The sequence below is a fragment of the Histidinibacterium aquaticum genome (genome assembly GCF_008710275.1).
GTDB classification, from domain to species: Bacteria; Pseudomonadota; Alphaproteobacteria; order Rhodobacterales; family Rhodobacteraceae; genus Oceanicola; species Oceanicola aquaticus.
In genome coordinates, this window is record NZ_VYQE01000002.1 from 858,863 (window position 1) to 879,725 (window position 20,863).

The window sequence follows — 20,863 nt, forward strand, 5'->3', positions numbered from 1 at the left end:
TCACTGCAACGCCCAGAGCCTGGTGCTGAACCAGCGCCGCAGACCGCGTGTGTATTCCGCGAGCAGAGTGCTCTCCCCGGCATCGACGCGAACGATCCCCCTCATTCCGTCCCTGAGGGCGACCTCGCCCCCCCCGTCTTCCAGTGTCATCCAGGAGGTGAAGACATTGACCCCTTCCTCCATCGAGGATTGCGAGGTCACACGCTCGAGCCTGACCGGGATCGGCGTCTCAGGGAAGGCCGAAAGCAGGAGCTGTCCGCTTGCGCCGTCGGGCAGATCGGCGACCCACCCTTCGTCGATGCGGGCCCGTACGGCGAAGCTTCCGGGCTCCGCGACCTCGAGCAGCGGCTCGCCGAGCCGCACGCGGCCGCCGACCCGCTCCCAGGCGTCTCCACCGATCACGACGGTTTCGGTATCGACGACCTGGCGCGTCTGTTCGCGCTGGTATTCGAGCAGCTCGACCCGAACATCCACCTGCTCGAGCTGGGCCGCGAGTTCTCGGAGCCGCGCAGTATCGCGGTCGGCCCGCGCGGCCTGGATCTCGGTCTCCAGCCGCGCCTGCTCCGCCTGCGCTTGCGCCAGTTCCAGCCGCAGATCGGTATCTTCCATCGCGACGATCACATCCCCCGCCGGAACGGTGTCTCCCAGCTCGAACGGCGCCTCGGCGACAAACCCGTCGAAGGGCGCCGACACGATCCGCCGATCCCGGGCCTCGACTGTCGCGTTGAACGCAGGTGCGACGCTGCTCGGAATCTGCGAGGCCGCGACGAGAACGAGCACCGCCACCAGCAAGGCGACCTTCAGCTTGAGCCCCCGTCGTCCGAATAGGGCTGCGGCAGTATCCGCCAGCCAGGTCCCGGCGCGGCGCAGCAACGAGGGGTGCGCCCGCTGCTGGATCGACATCGCGCTCTCGAGGATCGAGCCGATCAGCTCGGCCGCGGCCATGTCGGGGAGCGGCGTGATCGCGTCGTTCCAGAGGACGATAACCACCGAGCGGCAGTTGTCGCCGTCATAGAGCGGCAGGAGCATGCAGGCCCCGGCCCCCAGACGCTCCAGCGCATCGTCGAGCTGTGCGGTGTCGGGGTCGGTGTCCTGTCCCGCCTCCGCCACATGAATGCGAACTGCGCGCAGCTCCATCGCGGCCGCCGCGAGCGCCTCGAGCGCGGTTCTCTGGGCACTGTTGCGGTCCACCACCGCGCCGCCCGACAGGGCAAGGAGCGAGGGCGTGGCGACCGGGACCCGGCAGACAGCGACCAGACCGGGCTGAAAGGCGCGTTCAAGCCGGGCGATCCACTGGTGCGCGAGCTGCAGTCGATTGCGCGCCGAGGGGGCCTCCTGCAGGATCGCGCCCCCCATCTCGAGACCCTGCGCGATATCGCCCTTCTGTTGCGAGCGTTCGCGCAGCGCTGCGACCAAGAGCCAGCCGGCCTTGGCCTCCAGCTTTTCGAGGCGAGCCTGAAGGGGGCCGGGGTCAATCGGCTTGAAGCCGGCGATGAGGACGAGTTCGACCTCCGGCCCGACGCAGGCGTAGGTGGCGAGCCAGCCGTCCTGCTCCTCCGCCTCGCCGCGCGGGCGGACGGTCCCGCCGCTGTCGGGCTCCGTCGCCTGCAGGACCGGACCGGGATCGGCCAGGGGCGCTGTTCCGACGCGCGCCGCCTCGATCCAGCTCTCCCCGCCAGTCCGGAGGAAGATACTGCATCCGTGGATGCCATCGATTTCCTGAAGATGGCGCCGGGCCGCGCGGGCTACGCCGCCCGGACTTCCGGTCTTCGCACGCGAACTGCCTTGATCAAGCATGCTCCTGCTGCATCCGCCAGCCGCCTATCCGCCACGCGGGCGCAGCCGCAGCCTGCTCTCCCTCACCCTCTTCCTCGTCGGCATCGGGCGCTTCGGGCGTCTCGCCCTCCTCGACCGGTCCCTCACCGGTATCCTGGGGCTCTGTCGCCTCGGTACCGGGTGGAAGGAGGTTATCCTGCGAGGAGAGCAGGGCAAAGCCCGCCAGGCCCGGAATTACATCATCGTCATCCTCATCCGACAGCTCGCGGTCAAGGAGGCCGGGCAGATCGAAGATGAGGTCGCCGCGCGCGATGAGGCTGAGGCCGCTGATCGGCGAGGTGAGCGACACGAGGTCCTCGCCGGTGCTCGGACGGTCGTCACTCGTCCGGGTGTGGCGGTCGTTGAACAGCGTCTGGACGACCTGCGAGATCGAGTCGACATCGCTCGGGGCCATGGTCAGGAAGCTGGTGATGACCTCGTCGCCGTTCGACCGCTCGGTCAGGCGGATCCGGGCGAATTCCCCCACGGCCACGTCGTCGGACAGGTCGAGGCCGAAGCTGTCGCCCCCCACGCCGCCGAGAATGAAGTCCCGTCCCGAGCCGCCGAAGAGCGTGTCGTCTCCGCCGTCGAAGAAGTCCTCGCTCTCGATCGTGTGGTAGGTCGTCCGGTCCTTCGTCGCCCGCTGGTAGAGGCCGCCGTCGCCGGTGATCATGTCGTCGCCGCCGCGCCCGTCGATGACGTCGCCCGCGGCCCCGCCGAAGATGATGTCGCGGTCCGTGCCACCCGAGATGCTGTCGGTACCGCCGACCGATGCCTCCGTGGAGAGCGCTTCTAGGACGAGGCCGACCTCATCGCCTTCGATGACCCCGGCGTCCCCGATCAGCACCGAGAGCCGACCCGCCTCGTTGACGATCCGGTCGTTGCCCGGTCCGCCGATGACCCAGTCCTCACCCAATCCGGCGCGTAGGACATCGTCGCCGCCGGGAGCGCTGAAGCCTTGAGCCGTGAAACGCACGCCTTGCCGGGCCCTGATCTCTCCCATGTCGCCGATCAGGATGTCGTCGCCGCTCCGCGTCGAAACCGCGTCGTCGCGCTCGCCGGCGATGACCCAGTCCCGCCCGGTGCCGCCGGTGATGACGTCATCACCGCCGCGTGCGTTGCCGATGGAGAGGACGGCGCGCACTCGACCTCGTGCGTCGGTCTCGATGGCGCCGTTGTCGCCGAGGATCACCGAAGTTCCCGCCGCCTTGACGATCGTGTCACCGGATGCGCCGCCGAGGATCCAATCGTCCCCGTTCGCCGCATCGATCCTGTCAGCACCGCCTTCCGTGCCCGAGGCGACCGCCCCGATCACGCGGCCCGCCCTGAGGGTCAACTCGCCGATATCGCCGAAGACCACGTCGTCGCCGTTGCCGGAGACGACACTGTCGCCCCCCTGGCCTGCGAGGATCCAGTCTTCCCCGTCGCCCGTCGTGATCTCGTCATCGCCGCCAATCGCGGCGCTGGTGATCCTGACCTGAGCCGCGCGACCCCGGGCGTCGGTGAGAATTTCACCGGCGTCGCCGAGTACGATGTTCCGCCCCTGTCCGGCGTCGACCACGTCGCCGCCCGCGCCCGCGATGATCCAGTCGCTCGCCGTGCTGCCGGTGATCCGATCGTCGCCGCCGGTCGCCGGCTCCGTCGCGCGCATCGACGAAACGATGCCCCCGGTCCGCGCTTCGATTTCGCCGGAGTCACCCAGGATGAAGGACCGACCGGCCCGGTTGACGATCGTATCGCCGCCCATGCCGCCCAGAACCCAGTCGACACCGGAGCCTGCGTCGATCTCGTCCGCAGCGCCTGCCGCGATGTCGGCGACCGCGCGGACCGGCAGGCCGGCCTCGCCCTCGAACAGACCAGTGTCGCCGAGGATCACGTCGTTGCCCGCTCCGCTCGACACGCTGTCAGAGCCTGCGCCCGCCACGATCCAATCGCGCCCGGTTCCGGTCCGGATGATATCGGCACCGCCCTCAATGGGAGCCAGGGACCGCAGGATCGTCGAGCCGAAGACGATCTCCCCGGAGTCGCCCAGAACGACATTGTCGCCGTTCCCCGCGGAGATGACATCGCCGCCGATACCGCCGATCACCCGATCCGCGCCACTCCCGGTGGTGATCCTGTCGGAACCGCCGTCAGTGAAGGCCAGCGACCGGATCGCCTCTCCGAAAATGACTTCGCCTGAGTCGCCCAGGACCGTGTTGCTGCCGCCGCCGGCCCTGATGTCGTCAGAACCCGCTCCGCCGAAGACATGATCGGCCCCGCTCCCGGTGATGATCGTATCGGCACCACCGACCGCCGTCGCCAGCGACCGGACCGAGATCCGGGCCACGATGTCGCCGGCGTCCCCGAGGACGATGTTGTCGCCGTCTCCGGCATTCACGAAGTCAGTGCCCTGTCCGGCAAGGATCCAATCCGCTCCGCCTCCGGTGGCGATATCGTCGTCGCCGCCGATGTCCGCACTGGTCGAGCGGACCCGCGCCGCCCGGCCCTGTTCGTCGGTTAGGAGTTCACCAGAGTCGCCGAGAATGATGTTGGGGCCGTTCCCTGCCCTGATGGTATCGGCACCTTGACCCGCCAGAATCCAGTCTGCACCGCTGCCGGTCGTGATACGGTCATCGCCGCCGATCCCGGTGTTGATGGAACGGACCTGTTCGGCTCGGCCACGGCTGTCGGTGAGGATCTCACCGGAGTCGCCTAGAACGATGTTGCGGCCTGGGCCTGCGGTGATCCGGTCGCCCAGCGCTCCACCCAGGATCCAGTCGGCGAAGGCACCACCGGTGATCGTATCCGCTCCGCCCACGCCAGCGTCGACGCTGCGGACAACCTTGATCCGCCCCTGCGCATCCGCGCGGATCTCGCCCGCATCACCGACGAGGACCGACGCCGCGCCGTCGCGACCGGCGGAGGTCAGGGTGTCGCCGGATGCGCCGCCGAAGAGCCAGTTGGAGCCGGTCCCGGCGTCGATCACATCCGTGCCGCCCGGCGCGCTGTCGGCCACCGCGCGGCGGCGCAGGTTGTCCGAAGCGATCAGCAGGCCGGTGTCACCGAAGACCACGTCATCGCCGCCCCCGCTGGAGATGCTGTCGGCACCGGCGCCGGCCAGGATCCAGTCGCGGCCGTTGCCGCCGGTGACCTTGTCGTTCCCGCCTTCGGCGTTTCGGACCGTGAAGACCTCGACCACGGCGCCGAGCGCCATGAGGTGCCGGGTGCCCGACTGTTGAGTGATCTCTCCGAAATCGGCGACGACGGTGGCGCTTCCGCCGGTCCGAATGGTGTCGTCACCGGCCGCCGCCAGCGCGTCACCCGTCGCCGTGTTCAGCGCCGAGAGGTCGGCCTCGGTCACGATCGACAGCATGTCCGGCCCCGGAGCATCGTAGAAGCCGAGCGTATAGCGCAGTCCGTTGTCGCCGTAGATGTGATCGCTAGAGGAGCCGCCGTCGATCTCGTCCGCTCCGGAGCCGCCGAGCAACTGGTCTGCTCCGGCCCCGCCGAGGATCGTGTCGTTACCCGCGCCGCCGAAGGCGATGACCGCTCCCGTGGCCGCCTTGGCGTCGATCATATCGTCGCCGCTGGAGGCGAAGGACAGCGCGTCGAAGCTGCGTGCATCGGCCGCTCCGACGCCGTAGCGACGGCCATCCTGGTCGGTGTCGCCGAACAGGATGAGCCCGCGCTCCGTTCCGCCTGCGCGGCCTTTTCCGGTCAGCTGCAGCAGGTCGCCACCGCCACCGCCGTGCACGATGGTCACGGCGCCCGCGGCGGTGCTGTCGATGTCCAGCTCGTCGTCGCCGCTGCCCAGCATGACCTCGAGAAGGTCCACGTCGCTGTAGGTCAGACCAGCGCCGAAGACGGTCTTCTCGTCGTTACGGGCGGTGAAGACGATGTCGTTGGTCCCCATGCCGAGGCCCGTCAATCTCCGCTCGGTCAGGGTGCCCGTGCGGCCCGTCGTATTTCCGGCATCGAACACGAAGACCCGGTCGAGGTCGTCAGGCGACGCCTCCGCCTTGCTGACGTCCGGGAGAGCGATATCGCTTTCGTCGGGGAGCGTGATGCCGCTGCTGACGGAACGGTCGACGCCCGGCTTCACACCACCGATGAATTCGATGGGCCCACGAATGGCATCGAGCGTCTGGTCCTGCTCTCCAACGAGGACCGGAACGATGTCGAGGCCGAACGGCACATCGCCACCGATTGTCACGGTGTCGTCGCCCGCGCCGCCAATCAGCTGGGTCGCGACGCCCGCCGCGGTCCCGAGGACGAAGAAGCGGTCGTTGCCCTGCATGCCGTCGACTTCGAAGAGTTCGACCTCATTGTACTCGATTTCCCGGCCGCCGCCGTAGATGCGGTCGGCCATTATGACGTAGGTCTCGTCCGCCGCCGTGCCGAGGATGATGATCCGGTCCTGCCCGGCGCCGCCGTTGATATCGACCTTGGCGTTCGCCGCGTACTGGATCTGGTCATCCCCTTCGCCGCCATCGAGCTCGGTCACATCGGACGCGGTCAGTCCCGACCCTTGCAGCAGGAACGAACGGACGACGAAGGAGTCCTGCCCGTCCTCACCGAAAAGCTTGAGCAACCGGCCGTTGGAGTAGATGTCGAAGGAGTCGTCCCCGTCTCCGCCATAGATCTCCATGCGTTCGGACGTCCCGCGGGAGAGGAAGCCCTCGGTCGTGTGCTGAGTGCTGATCTCGTCGCCCGGCGCGACCTGGGGCGCGACCCGGTCGGTCCCGAAGAGCTGGCCTATCCGGAAATTGTCGGCGCCTTCGCCGGCGTGGATCCTTACGACGGCAGAGGTATCGTCGCTGTAGAAGAAGTCGTCGCCGCGCCGCGTGTGGATATCGATCCCGCCGTTGAGCTTCGCGTCGTAGTCGATCCGCTCGTAGGGTCCCTGCATCGGGCCGGCGACCGCATCGTTGAGCAGCGCGATGAAGTTGGCCCGCAGGAGCACATCGTCGGCCGCGCCGTCGCGGCCGTTGATCGTCAGCGTGTCGATGCCGTCCGCCACGGCACCGGTGTCGGCGATGCTCACGCGGTATCCGACCGCCGCGGAATGCCGGTTCACGACATAGCTGTCACCGCCGCCCTGGCCGTCCACGAAGAAGCGTTCGGTCCGGTTGTTGAGCGACGTCAGGGTGAAGCTGTCCGCGCCGTCACCCAGCTCCATCGTCACCCGGCCGAGGATCTCCACCGGCGTGACGGTCACGGTGTCCGCACCGTCGCCCGTCCGCGCCGCGATGTCGTCGGCCACCAGCCGTCCCTGCACGTCGAGCGTACCGCCGCCGCCTCCGAGGGCGACGTCGAGGGCCAGTGTGCCGTCGACGAGAGCTTCGCCAGCCGGATCGATCAGGAGTTCGTCACCGGCAGTCAGCCGCGCCCTGGTGGGGGTCGTGCCGTAGTTGGCCGCATCCACATCGATCGTACCCGAGACGGTGAGCTTGGTACCGGCCTCGAGCGTCAGCGCCTCCCCCGCCCCGCCGTCAGTCACGAGCACGTCGGTGACCACGTCGAGAGTCTCATCGACAGTGATAGACAAGACCTCGCCCGCACGCGCCCCGAAGGCGCCGAACCATTCCTCCGAAACCCGCAGGGTGCCCGCCGCGGAAATCTGCGCCCGGCTCACGACGTCCAATGCCAGCTGGCGGGCGTCGATCCGCAGGGCCTTGTCGGAGGCCCCGATATCGCTGGCGGCGAGCCGCAGCCTGTCGGTAGTCACCGCGGCCGCATCGTCGTTGCGGGCGTTAAGCAGCGCGCCACCGACCTGCATCGAGACCACGTTGAAGGCCGCCACGTCCTGCAGTCGCAATGTGCCCGCGGAGCTCATCCAGATGTCGTTCACCGCTCGCGCGATGACGGTGCCTGCGGGATCGGTCAGTTCGACGTCCAGCGGAGTCGCCTCTGAGCCGATGTTCACCTCGGTGCTCTCGAGCACGAGGCTCCCGGCCCGCAGGGTTTCGCCCGTCTTTCCCTGGATCGAGCCTCGGGCGAGAATGTCGGCGGTGCCGTCGACCTCGAGGGTTCCTGACAGGGCGAAGATGTCGAAGTGGCGCACGGCCATGTCGCCGCCCACCGTTCCGAGGACGCCGTCGATCGTGTCGATCTCGATGCGGTTCGTCTGCGTGCCGAAGTCGCCCCCGGTGGAGACGTTCAGGGTCGCCGTGATGATGTCACGGCTCGGCGCGGTCGCATCGTCGTCCGAGGCGTCGAGGACCGAGCCAGTCACGTCCAGGTCGACGCTGACCACGGCCTCGATGCGGCCGATGGAGAGATCGGAATCGGAGCCGAAGAAGAGCTTGCCGCCGATCTGCGCCTGCTCGATGGTCACGGCCGCGCCCGTCTGGGTGACGAAGGCGTCCCGACCGCTCTGCAGATAGATCAGAGTATCCGCCTCCAGTTCCAGTTCGAACGCATCGTCTGCCGCGCCGATCAGACCGTTCGCGGCGAGGCTGACATAGCCGGATCCCGAGACCTTCGTCTCGCCCGAGTGCATCAGGTCGCCGCTCGAAAGGAGCCGCAGGAAACCACCGACGGTCGCGCGTTCGACCTGCAGCGCATTGCCGTCCAGGCTGACGCCGGCCAGGCCGTCGGCCTGGAGATCGAGGACGACGTCGGCAGACCTCGTCGTGGAGCGCAGGTTCACGTCGTCGAAGGGCTGGGCCGAGACCCGCAGGACCGTGCGCAGATCGCGGACGATATCGCCGTTCTGCACAGTCACGGCATCGGTCACTTCGTCGAACCGGATCGCGTCGTCATCGTCGAAGGCGGCCCAGTCCGAAACGGTGTCGCCGTCGCCGTCCACGTCGGTGAGCGCCGTGAAGTCGATATCGGCGGGGGTCAGCGTGATGGAGCCGTTATCGACGCGCTCGTACATCCGATAGACGGGAACCGGAGATCCTCCGGAAAGCTCCGCGTCCGGCCAGTTCCCCCAGACGACCAACACCTGACCCTCGGCGATGGTGACCGGACTATCGGTGTCGCGGGTGGTGAAAACCATCTCCACGACCGACCAGTCGGAACCGGCGAAGTCATCCGCGCTCGGTTGCTTGTCGTCGGAGAGCGACGTTCCCTCGTAGCGATAGAGCCGATGAACGACGTCGGTGATGTCCTGGGCCTGCAACTGGCGGCGCTGCGTCTGGAGTTCTTCCCGCTTTGAGATCTCCTCGATCGTCAGACTGTCGTCGCTCGTGCCGAGCGGCACCGTCCAGTCCAGATCGACCGGCTCGGTCAGACGTCCCACGTCTCCGCCGGTCGCGTCGGCGGACCGTGCGATGATGTGGACCTCGCGCGCGGTGATGTTGCTGTTCTCGACCGCGACGGAGGCTCCGACGTTGACCGCGTTGACCTTGATCAGCGGATAGAGCTTGGACACCACGCCCGAAGAGATCGCGGCGTTGAGTTCGCCGATGTCGTCGAGCCGCGCATCGATCGCGGCATCGCGCGCGTCTCCCTCGAGATAGAGCGTCTCGATGTAGCTGGCCTTGCGCGCCTCGCCCTTAATTTTCTCGTGCAGACCGCCAAAGCGGAAATCGAGAGAGCTCTCGATACGGTCGACCAGGGACTGGCCGTAGTCCGAGCCGAGGAGCGAGGCGAAGCTGCCATCCTCGACGGCGGTCGTGACGTTCGCGCCGTTCAGCACGAGGGCCAATAGGTCGTCGTACCCGGCGGCATCCGAGGCGATAGACCCTTGGGCAGCCGCCCGGACGACATCGATGTAGTCGACAAGGTCCTGGTGCGCGACGGACCACAGCTGGGTGTGAAGTGTGCCGAAACGCAGGAGTGCGTCCTCGACGAATTCCGCGCGCTTCTCCGCGACTTCTTCAGTCGTCAGCGAGGGGTCCAGCGCGGCGACCAGGTCCTGAATGTAATCCTGGAACCCCTGCAGCGCCTCCAGTTCCGGGACGACCGCCTTGTCGGCCACCGCCTGGGTGTGGATCAGCTCGATATACTCGCGAGCCGCGGTGCCGCTTGCCAGGTCCGTGCCACGCAGCGTGGCGTGAAGGGCGCCGAAGCGGGTTTCCAGCGCGTAGCCGATCTCGCGCGACAGCTCTTCGTCGCGGGCGTCGGCGTAGGTCTCGAGGTCCTGCAGCGGCTCTTCACCTGCCGGCGCCTCCATCCAGATCCGGTCGTAGTACTCGTTGTAGAGACGGTCATCGACGACAGGCTTGTCCCAGTTCTCGGCGTGGATTTCCGAGAACTTGCTCTCGATGGCGTCCTTGATCTCGTCCAGCGTCCGGGTCTCGCCCTCGCGCGAGTGCAGGTCCTTGGCGTATTCGTCGAACCGCTCCAGGGTGCGGAGTTCCTCGGCAACCGGCCCGGACTGATCGCCCTCGGCCCTGAAGATATTGACGTATTCAAGGTAGAGCTGATGCTCTTCGCGGACTTCGGCGTCCAGCTGCGCACCGATGATCGCGCGGCCCGCATCGTCGCCCAGTCCCATCTTGGCCAGGTAGGCCTGCAGGCGGGCCTCGGTCAGGCCGTTATCGTTCTCCAGGTTGAAGTCGAGGATGGAACCGTCCTGCGCGGTCAGCACCACGATCCCCTCGGGCGACCCGATCGAGATGCCGGTGTCGCCGTCCGCGCTGGCGAAAGAGGTGTCGATCTTCTCCGGAGCCACGAGGTGCATATCCCCCGCGATCTCGGTCAGGTAGATGTCGCCCCTGGCCGCGGCCGCGACGCCGCCGTCGACCGCGCCATCGTTCGTGTCGATCCCGATCGCGCTGCCCGCCGTACCGATGGTCCCCTTGCTGGCCTGAAGCTCGACACGGTCGCCGCTGAGCAGCGCCGACGAGTTCTTCGCCGTGATCCCCTGCTGGGCAATGACCGTGACATCGCCCGCGCGGGCCTCGCCGCGCTTGATGACGGTGCGGCCGTTGTCGTTGAATTCCGAACCGACGCGGACGCGGATATCGCCGGTGTCGGCGATCACGTCCATTTCGTAGACCTCTGCCCCTTCGAGGTTGACCACGGTGATGTCGACGCCCCGACCGGCGTGGATCGCCTGCAGGCTGCCCTGGATCGAGGTTCCGTCCTCATGGCTGATCTGGCCCCAGCGCGATGGATTGCTCGCATCCTCGAGACCGTTCAGCGTGATCGTTCCGTCCGCCGAGCCGATGATGTTGCCGGCCAGGTGCATGTCGCCGACGCTGTTGATGATGATCTCGGGCGGCAGACCGTCGTTGAGGAAGCCTACGTCGATCGCGTGGTCGCCACGGACACCGACATCCCAGAACTTCTTCTCGCCGAAGGTGTTGGTCGTCTTGTTCCAGACAGTCTTCTTCTTCATGTAGCCGCCGCCGGTGGTCCAGCGTTCGACCTCGGTGGTGCTGTTCTTGAAGTCGGAGTCGTACCAGCCCTCTTCCCGGTCCGTCTTGAAGTTTTCCGGCACATCCGCCGGATCGAGCTTTACGAATTCGTCGAAGCCGGCCTTCAGGCTCCCGTCGGCCTCGAAGATATCCTCGAGAAGGTAGTCGGCCTCGGTCGGCCCGTCGTCGGTCGGAGTGAACCTGTAGACCGCCTTGTCCGGATCGTTCACGCTGCGCACGAGGTCGTTGGCGACCAGTCGCACCTCGCTGTTGCGCAGGTTGCGATAGTCCACGAAGGCCTCGACGTTGTTGCTGAACTCCGTCGAACTGGTGCCGTAGGGCGGTTCCCAGCCGGCTCCATTGCCAGAGAGCCGGTCGGCCGTGTCGATGCCCTGGCTTTCCAGGAGGCGGCTCTCATCCAGAACTTCGGTGTTCTCGGAGAAGGTCGTCCCGTCGCCGGCCGAGAAATCGAAGAAGAGATTGAAGGTCTTCACGTACTTCGTCGTGACCGTCTCGGTGATCGACGCCTGACCCTCGGTCCACGTGTAGTAGATACCCTCGGTCGGGGTGTAGACGGTGACGTCGCTGAGAGTGGCGGCATCGGAATAGACCAGCCGCCCGCTCGTCGCGTCCTTCGTCCCGGTCTGCACCGTCTTCGTCGGCGAACCGTCGTTGTAGGTATAGGTCGTTCGGACGACCGTGTCGTCACCGCCTTTGAGCGTATCGGTTATGGTGATCGTGCCCTGGCGGTCGACCGAGGCGTCGATGCCCTCGACGATCAGCTGCTCGTCGGAAAGGTTGAGAACCGTGACGTCCGGATAGCCCGCCGCGACTTTGATCTGGCCCGAGCCGGTGCTGTAGATGTCGCCGGTGATATCGATCCGACCGCCACCGAAGCGCATCGGGTCCAGGACGATGGCGTTCAGAGCCGCGTCCCAGCGCCCGCGGATCGGCAGCGACAGACCGGTTTCTGGAGATGTGAAGCTGATGGTGCTGAAGGCAGACCGATTGTCTTCGTTCACCAGCAGAGTCGTCTGGTTCGGCGGAATGAAATTCTCGTCGATCTTGATGTAGGCATCCTGAACGCCGCTCTGCAGCAGGCCGTTCACATTGACGTAGGTCGCGACGATCGAGATCGCACCGTTCGCAACGACGCTCGACGACTTGTTGAAGCGCGAGGCGTCGAGCGCCGCGAGCCAATTGTTCTGGTCAGCGCTATTCTTGCTCGTGTCCTGATCGATGATCTGTGTCTTGCGCGAGGGCAGCGTGTCGTCCGTCGTGGCGACGAGCATGTCGTTCAGACCGCCGTAGTCCCGCGGATTGCCGCCCGCGTGGTACCAATCCGTCGTGACCTGGAAATCGCCGCCGGACTCGATGTCGACCGTCTGGGCAAGGACCTGTCCGCTCACGCGGATCGCGGCGACAGCGTTGCTCAGTTCCGCGGCGCCCTCTTCGTTCACGACCGACCCGAGGATGTAGAGATCCGGTGCGACCTTCGGGATCGTCCGTTCCTGTCCCTCCGGTAGACTCTCGTTCTGGACCGCGAGGTACTCGTCCAGATCCGTGAAGTAGTCGTAGTAGCTCTGGGCGCGGGTCTGGATGCTGATGAGCAGTTTGGCCTCATCGCCCGAGCCCGAGTTGGCGGTGATGCCGGCGTCGTTGACGTAGACGTTGCCCGGCGTGAATTCGACGTAATCGCCCGATGCCGTGACCTTGCTCACGGTCGCGTCGTCGATGACGACGTCACCGATCCGGGTCATCATGTGCAGATCCGACAGGACGCGTACCTTGGGATCGGCATTCGCCCGCAGCACTCCGGCCGCCACCAGTCCCGAGTAGTTCGCCCCCGGCGCGTCGCTCTCGATGAAGATCGAGCCCGGCGACACGATGATGTCGGGGATCTGCAGGAACGCGGTTTCGAAGCTGTTCTGAAGAATGCCCTCCTCGCCCGGAGGCTCGATACCGAGATCGGCCATCTGCTGCTCGATCTGGATCAGCTGCGCCTCGTAGCGCGCCAGAGCGTCGACGTTGCCCTGGTGATCGGCGATCCAGTCGAGCACCTGCTCGTAGTGCGCGAAGAGCAGGGTCGAGAGCGACCCGACGCTGATCGTCGGCTCGGCGATGGCGTCGGGGCGCACCACGACGATCTGCTTGTCCAGGATCTCGCCAAGGAAATCGACCTCGCTGGAGCCGCGCACGGCCGCCTCCGGATCCGTGGGCTCGGCCGTGCCGAGGTCCACCCAGTCGGAGGTCGTGAAATTGGCATGGCTCATGACCACCGCGCTCGGCTCGGTGTCCGAGCCACCCACGAAGCGGTAGTAATGGCCCACTGTGCCTGTCGCCGTGTTCTCGGAGGCCTGTTCGAACAGGACGATGTCGCCGTTGAACAGATCGACCGCCATACGGGACGTGTCCATGTAACCGATGACGTATTCCGACTCTACCGCCAGGCCCTGGTCGACCTTTTCTTGCGAGGTCAGCTTGCGCGAAGTCTCACCCGGAGCGAGGCCGTCCAGCGCCCCCTTCCAGTCGCCCGAGCCGAGGATGCTCTTGGCATAGCCCACCTGGTAGAGCGTATCGGAATTCGCGCCGGCGAGCAGTTCGGCCGTCGAGTCGATCGACACCGTCCTCCGGACTCTGTCGGTGCTGTAGTCCTTGACCGGGTAGCCATACGGCGGAACGGCCACCACCGCGACGGCGCCGTCGTTGAACTCGTCGATGATCCCCCGCTCGGCCGAGAGGAACATGTTGCCGGAGCTCTTGATCACGCTGTCGCCGCGGACGTTCACCTCGGAGCTCAGCTCGTGCTTGTTCTCGATCATCGCCACGCCGATGCTGAGGCTGGCCGAGATCGCGCTGCCGTTGGCATCGCCCGACGTGAAAAGCTTGTTCGCGAAGCCGTTGGCCTTGCCGCCGTGGAGGCTGACGGTCTTGCCGAAGATGAAGCTGTCGTCGACATCGACCGCGGTCGTGCTGTTGGTGAACGACTTGGCCGTCACGCCGAAGCTGGCCGTCACGAGACCGGTCTGGAAGACCGCCGCGTCGGAGACCGCCTCGAGCCGTGCCCGCGTCTCGATCTCGACATCGCCGCTCCGGTTGACGATGCGCGCGCCCTTCATCTTGACCCGCGTATCGGCGTCGATGTCGACCTTGGAGGTCGCGACCGCGATCCCGCCCAGGCCGGAACCGGCGTTGACCTCGACTGCGTCGAAGGCGCCGTGGTCGGACAGTGCCCGGATCATCACCTTGGCCGGAGCCGTGTAGTTCCCCAGACCTTCGATCTCGACGTTGCCGAGATCGACCACCGACGAGAGCTTGTCGTCGTTGGTTCCGAGCTGCGCATTCGAGCCGAGAATGGACATCCCGAAGAGGCTCGCCGAACCGGAGGCGACGTTGTTCGTCTCCGTGTAGGCCGACGAGGGATTGTTCACGATCAGCTGCTTCTCGACGCTGTTGTTCGTGAAGATGTCGACCAGTCGCGCCCGCACGGTCGTGACGGCATCCGGTTCGCCGGCCTTGTCGTAGAACTCGACCCGCGTGTCGCCGAACGAATTGAGCGTCAGCGATGCCCCCGCCCCCGATGCGACGGCAAGAGTATTGGCGTCGGCCCCACCGTCGGCGGCCCGCTCCGCGCTCGCAGCGAGCGTGAGGAAGGTAGCCTCGATCGTGCTGCCGTCTTCGACCCGGACGGCGGCGGTCGCCGCTTCCTCGACCACGCTGACGGCCCCGACCGCGGCAAAGCCGCCGCCGCCGCCGGCCGTGGTAGCCGTGAACATGTCGACATCGACGCTCGCGCGAATGTTGACGTAGGCGCCGTCGAGCTTCGAGTTGCCCGTAATGTAGACGCCCGCGTCGATGTCCTGGCCGTGGCCCGCGAAAGTCGTGGCATGCATCGCGCCGATGGCGCCGAGGCCGGCGCTCACGCCCGTGGTTGAGGCCCTGAGGAACGCCTCGTAGCGCGCGGTCACGTCCAATTCGGAACCGGCCAGAAGCGACGCGTCCTCGACGTAGGTCTCCACCAGGCCGTTGGCGCGGGCCTTCGTGACGTTCGTCACGACGCCCACCGCACCGACCGAGACGCCCGTGCCGCCGGTCTCGGTAATGTCGAGATCGGATTTCGCGCCGATATCGATCTTGTCGGCCGAGATCGTACCGCGCTTCGCCCGGGCGACGACGGAAGAGGTATGGGTGCTGTTCATCACGGCGGCGCCGACGGCTACCGCACCCGCGGAGATGTTGACGATCTTCGAAGACATCTCGACGGACTCGCTGGCGTCCACCGTCACGGTGCCGCCGGCTTGGGCGAGCTTGGCCCGCCCGCCCAGATCGATCTCGGCCTCGACGTCATTGTCCGCCTTCAGGGTGACTTCCACACCCCCGCCCGCGGCGCCAATCCCCGCCGCCACGGCGAGGCCCAGGGCGGAGAGACCGTTCATCCAGCTTTCCTGATCAGCCGAAACCGTCACGTCGCGACCGGCGTCGATGGAGTCGCCGTCTGCCGCCGTCCCGGTGATCCGGGACTCCACGGTATTCGCCACTTCGACGCGGAGAATATTGACGTTGAGGCTGAGCGTGCCGATGCCGCCGGAGATGGCGACGCCATCCATCGTGTTGCCGCTGTCGTTGATCAGATCATTGGTCTCGACGGTGCTGTCCGACGTGGCACTGATCACCACGTCCCGGCCCGTCTCGATGGCGGAGTCCTGAACCAACGTCGCCGTCGTGACCGCGTTGTCGACGTGGATGCCGATGCCGGCCACTGCGGCTGCGCCACCAACGCCGATGGCAATCGCGACGGAACCCGCCGCGGCGTAGACGCTATGGATCTCGGTCGAGTCCGCGGTGATCAGGACGTCGCGCGCTGCGTCCAGGACGCTGCCCACGACATCGACGCGTGTCGCGTGCGTGCCGATGTCTTCACCGATGGTGCTCTCGACGATCGAGACCCCGATCGAGCCCGCCCCCGCAACCCCGCCGCCGGAGACCGCGACCGCAGCGGAGATGACGAAGGCCTTGGAGGTGGTGGTGCTCGTCGCTCCGAGCACGATGTCGCGCTTGATGTCGTCGAAGGGTCCCGGATGGGCCGGATCGCTGCTCGGGTCCGGACCGACCACACTGATCCGGGCGTTTTCGACCCTGACCTTTGTTTCGTTGGCGATCTCGTTGTCCGCCCTGGCGCCCGCACCGGCGAAGGCGAAGCCGCCGACTGCGCCGAAGGATGCGGCGATCGATGCGGCGGCGGCGATGCTCTCGGCCTCCGTTCCGTTGTTCGCCGTGACCGTGACGCGCCCCTGCCGCCCTGTTCCGGAGGTCGGGTCCTCGGGGATCCCCGCCACGACGAGCGGGCGCTCGGCAGAGGCCAGCGTGACGTCGGAGATGGTCGCGGTTGTATCGGACTGGACGTCGTTCTCTGCGATGGCGGCGCCGATGGAGATCGCGAGCCCAACCCCGCTCGGAGCCACGGCAACCGCGACCGCGGCGCCGATCGCGCGACTGTAGGCGTCGGAGGTGTCATTGGCCGTAACGGCGAGGGTGCCGACCTGAAGCATGGTCGGGCTGTCGGGCGGCGAGACGGTCCGTTCGACGCGCGCCGCCGTATCGAACCGCAACGTGTTGTAGACCCCCGAGCCCGCCGCGGCGACCGAGCCCGATACGTATGTCGAGACGGCGACCGCTGCCGCGGCCGCATCGCCCTCGCCGGAGATGTCGGCCTTGTTGGTCGCGCTCACTTCGACGTCGCCACTGGCGGTGACATAGGCGTCGCGGATCGTCGCCGTGACCGGGAAGGCGGCCAGGGTCGAGCCGTCGTCGGAGAGGTTTCCAACCCGGTTGGTCACCACCGCGCCGCCGATGCCTGCCGCGCCGGCGCCGAAGCCCGAAGCGCCGACAGATACAGCAACTGCAACGACTTGCGCGTCGATCTTCACGTCGTTCAGGGATTCAACCGTGACCGACCCGGCAGTCAGTTCCGCGATGTCCGACAACTCGGCGACGGTCCGGCCGGAAATGAGATTCCGGGCGTCGGCTCCCGCTCCGGCCAACGCCAGGGCGAAGTCCTTCGAACCCGCGACAGAGACGGCTGCGGCGACGCTGATCGCCTGGATGTTCAGTTTCTTGTCGCTGGCAGGATCGTCCGTCGAGGCGACAACCGACACCGAGCCGCTACCGACGTCGATAGCCTCATCCGCGGCGAAACCGGTGACGCGGGCGACGGTCTCGGCCCTGATCGTGTTGTTGGCGATGCCCGCAGAGACGGCGAGCGCGAGACTGAAACCGGTCGAGGCCGCCACCGAGACGGCGGCGGCTCCGACGCCGGAATAGATGTCGACAAGGTTCAGGGCCTCGACCTCGATCGCCCCCGCCGTGATCCTGTTGGTCGTGCTGTCGGCCCCATCGATCTCCGCACGGACCGAAGCCGCCCCCTCGTTGACGGCGACGGCCCCTGCCCCGGCCAGCGAAATGCCCACCGTGCTGGAGGCGGCGACGGCGACCGAGGCGGCGACAACGTCGGCGCGGATGCTCTGATCGGACCGCGCCTTGACCGAAAGCGTCCCGTCCGTGTCGACCGAGCTGTCGACGACACGCGCAACGACGTCGAAACCATCGCTTTCGCCAAGACCGGCCGGCTGCTCGTCGAGACCGGTGGTGTTGTTGACCGCCACAGCGACACCGATCGACCCGGCCCCGCCGGAGGCCCCGGTCTGCACGCCGACCGCGACCCCGACGACGACCGCGTGTATCGTCGCATTGCCAGTCGCGAGGACCGCGACGCTGTCCGCGTCGGTGATCGAGGCACCGTCGACCAGAGCATAGGTTGCCCCGCCGATCGTGTTGCCGCTTCCCGCGCCACCGCCCGCGAAGGCGATGCGGCCCCCAGCGCTGACGGCCACGGAGGCTGCCACCGAGACGGAGGTGATGTTCGCCGAGTTCGTGGCCTGCACCAGCACCTTGTTCTCGCGGTCGTCTCCGGCCGCGCCGATGACCGTACCGCCCATCCGAGCGCCCGTTTCCGTCTCGATCCGGTTGACGCCGGCTGCAAAGCCCACGGCCCCGGAAATCGAGGCGGAGACCGCAGCCGCGGCGCCGACGGCGATGGTGGTGATCGTAGTGCTGTTGTCCGCCGTGACCGCGAGATCGCCTTCGCCGGTCAGCTCGACCGTCGCCCCCTCGGCAATCTCCGCGACCGCACTGCTGTCGATCTTCGCGTAGGCGATCGTACCGCCCACCGCCACGGCGACGGCCGAACCCATCCCGACACCGACCCCCGCGCCGACGGACACCGTCGTCACCGAGCTCGAGTCGTCCGCCGCGACCTTCAGACCGGCGCTGTGGCCCGTGGCGGTGTCAGAGACGGCGTCATCGGTGCTCGACATCTTGAACGTCACGCCGTCGCCCACGCGCGAGGATACCTCCCGCTGGATAAGGGTGTAGGCCAGGTTGAAGCCGATGCCGACCATCTTCGACCCGCCGATGGCGGCGGTGATGTTCACCATCTGGGCGTTCTCGGTGACGAGCGCGTCGAGGGACGTCTCCTCAAAGACGTTGCTCGGCAGACCGTCGAAGGCCTCCGCCCGTGCGCCGCTGGCCGGTGTCCCCTCGGGCGCCTTCGCTCCGGCCTGGATCGTCGCGCTTCCGCGGATATCTGCGGTCAGGGGACCCGAGACGGATGCCGTGACCGACCGCAGGTTCGAAACCGTGCCGACAGCGACACCGACACCGCCGTAGTTCAGACCGATGCCGGCGGCGCCGGCGATCGAGGTGATGGTGCTGCTGTCCTGGGCAGTCACCACGAGGTCGTCGAGCGACCAGCTCCGGGCCGCCGCCGGGGCGACGGTGACCGAGACGTCGCCTTTCAAATCGGTCACGCCGACCGAGCCGCCGAACGCGAAGCCACCGCCGCCCGCCCCGCCGATCGCGATGGTGACGAGCTGCTGCAGAGCCCGCGCGGTGAGCGAGGTCTGGCCGTCCCCGGTCGTGAAGGTGCCATCGCTCGCAACCGATCCCGTGCGCAGGACACCGTTGACCTTGACTGCAGTCGGCGTGTTCACGAGGTTCACCCCGACGCCCGCGCCGCCGGCCCCGCCCTTGGCTCCGGCGGCAATAGCCACGGCGCCGGCGAGGGCGACGAAATCGCCTTCCTGAGACGCGATGATCCGGGTGTCCCCGTCCGCGGTCAGGCTGCTGCCGTCGTCGATCATGATCGACGCGCCCACGTCCTGCCGGTTAACCGCTGCGCTGCCGGCAAGGGCGACCTTGCGCGCGCCCGCCGCGCCGAGCGCGATGGTCAGCTGTGTCGCGTCGCCGTAGGCCGAGACGTCGATGTCGCCATCGACCGTCGCGAAGGTGCTGTCGGATATGACAACCTCCGTCCCGCGCTGCGTGCCCTGCGCATCCGGCTCGGAGTAGCCTCGCTCGGCGACGTTGACGGCGACCGCCACGCCCACCGCCGCGGAACCGAGGCTGATGGCCGCGCCGCCAGCGACGGCATTCATGTAGGTCAGGTCGAAGGCGCCGGCGGCGAGGGAATCCGTCCGCAGATCGACCGTGTCGATGTCGACCGTCGTGCTGTTGCCGAGGTAATTGACAGAAACCATCCCGACACCCGCACCGCCGCTGGTGCCCGTCGATCCGGCGATGCCGGCCGCAATCGTGTCGAACCGCGCGGCGTTGACCGCCGTCACCGAGACCGCTCCGACCTTGGCGAGCGCGTCGGCCTGGCCGACATGCGCCAGCTGGGCGCCGGTTATCGTCTCGAGCGACGAGACCGCGACCGCGACACCGACCCCGGCCTTGCCGCCGATGGAAACCGCGCCCGCGATCTGGATCTGGTAGGCTTGGTTCTTGGCGTCGATGTCCACGCCGCCGGCACCGGAAAGGGTGATCGCGTTCGTGGCGGAGCTGCCCGCGACCCGCGCGGAGGTCTTCGTCCGGCCGGCCGAGATCGTGACCGAGCCGGAGACGGCCTTGCCGCCCTGTCCCGGTGCGGCCGCAACGCCAATGGCGACGGAAATGGTCTTGGCGAGGTCCTCTGCCCGCACCGCGATACCGGCGGCTTCCAGCACGAGCGGGACATCGGTGGCGTCGATCGCCGCGCTAATCGCCCGGTCGGCGGAGACGACGTTGAAGGCGCCGGCGACCCCAGTGCCCTTGTCCTGTGTATTGACCGAGACGCCGCCCGACAGCAGGACGCGCACTCCATCGTCCTTGGCGGTGACTGAGACGTCCTGCGCCGTCAGGGTGCTGACGTTGTCTATCTTGGCTGTGACGACGTTCTTGTCCCGCAGCCCCGATGCCGCGCCGGAGATGGCGTAGCCGCCCTTGGTGCTCGTGTCGGCAACTGCTCCGCCCGCCCCGCTGAGCCCGCTCCCGGAAGCGCCCGATCCGCCGAGGCCCCCGCCGCTGCTCGATGGAGCGGCTCCGCCCGGCTCGGGCGTCCCCTTCTCGGTCACCGACGCGGTGACGGCAACGAGCACCTGCGCCCCGCCCGAGTTCGCGGAGACGTTGAGGTCGCCGCCGAGGGTGAACTTGCCCGCCGTCGCCGTGTCCGTCGGGTCATAGGACTCGCCGTAGCCGATCAGGGCCGTCGACGACCGGTCCGAGCTGTCCACGACGATTGTCACGCCGACCGAGGTCTTCTCCGACACGGAGACGGTCCCGCCAATGACGACGTTGACCAGGTTGTCCGAGGACGTGACGGAGAGGTCGTTTCCGAGCGTGATCGTCGAGCGCGAGTCCAGTTCGGCGCGCGCATG

The 20,863-nt window shown here is 67.3% G+C and carries 2 protein-coding genes (1 of these 2 only partly in view); both read right to left on the reverse strand.

What is annotated here, in order from left to right; genetic code table 11:
• Positions 1-1,797: an efflux RND transporter periplasmic adaptor subunit gene (locus tag F3S47_RS09525; protein WP_150445003.1), complete on the reverse strand. Its 1,797-nt coding sequence runs from the start codon at positions 1,795-1,797 to the stop codon at positions 1-3.
• Positions 1,790-20,863, reverse strand: the 3' portion of a protein-coding gene (locus F3S47_RS09530; RefSeq protein ID WP_150445004.1) for an LEPR-XLL domain-containing protein. The gene runs 7,578 nt beyond the window's last position; 19,074 of the gene's 26,652 nt are visible here — the last part of the coding sequence; the start codon falls outside the window, past its right edge; its stop codon occupies positions 1,790-1,792. Before F3S47_RS09530 ends, F3S47_RS09525 begins: the two co-directional genes overlap by 8 nt.

What these genes read in the sequence shown, in the direction of transcription:
- F3S47_RS09525 (WP_150445003.1), bottom strand. Translation starts at nt 1,797, where the DNA reads ATGCTTGATCAAGGCAGTTCGCGTGCGAAGACCGGAAGTCCGGGCGGC.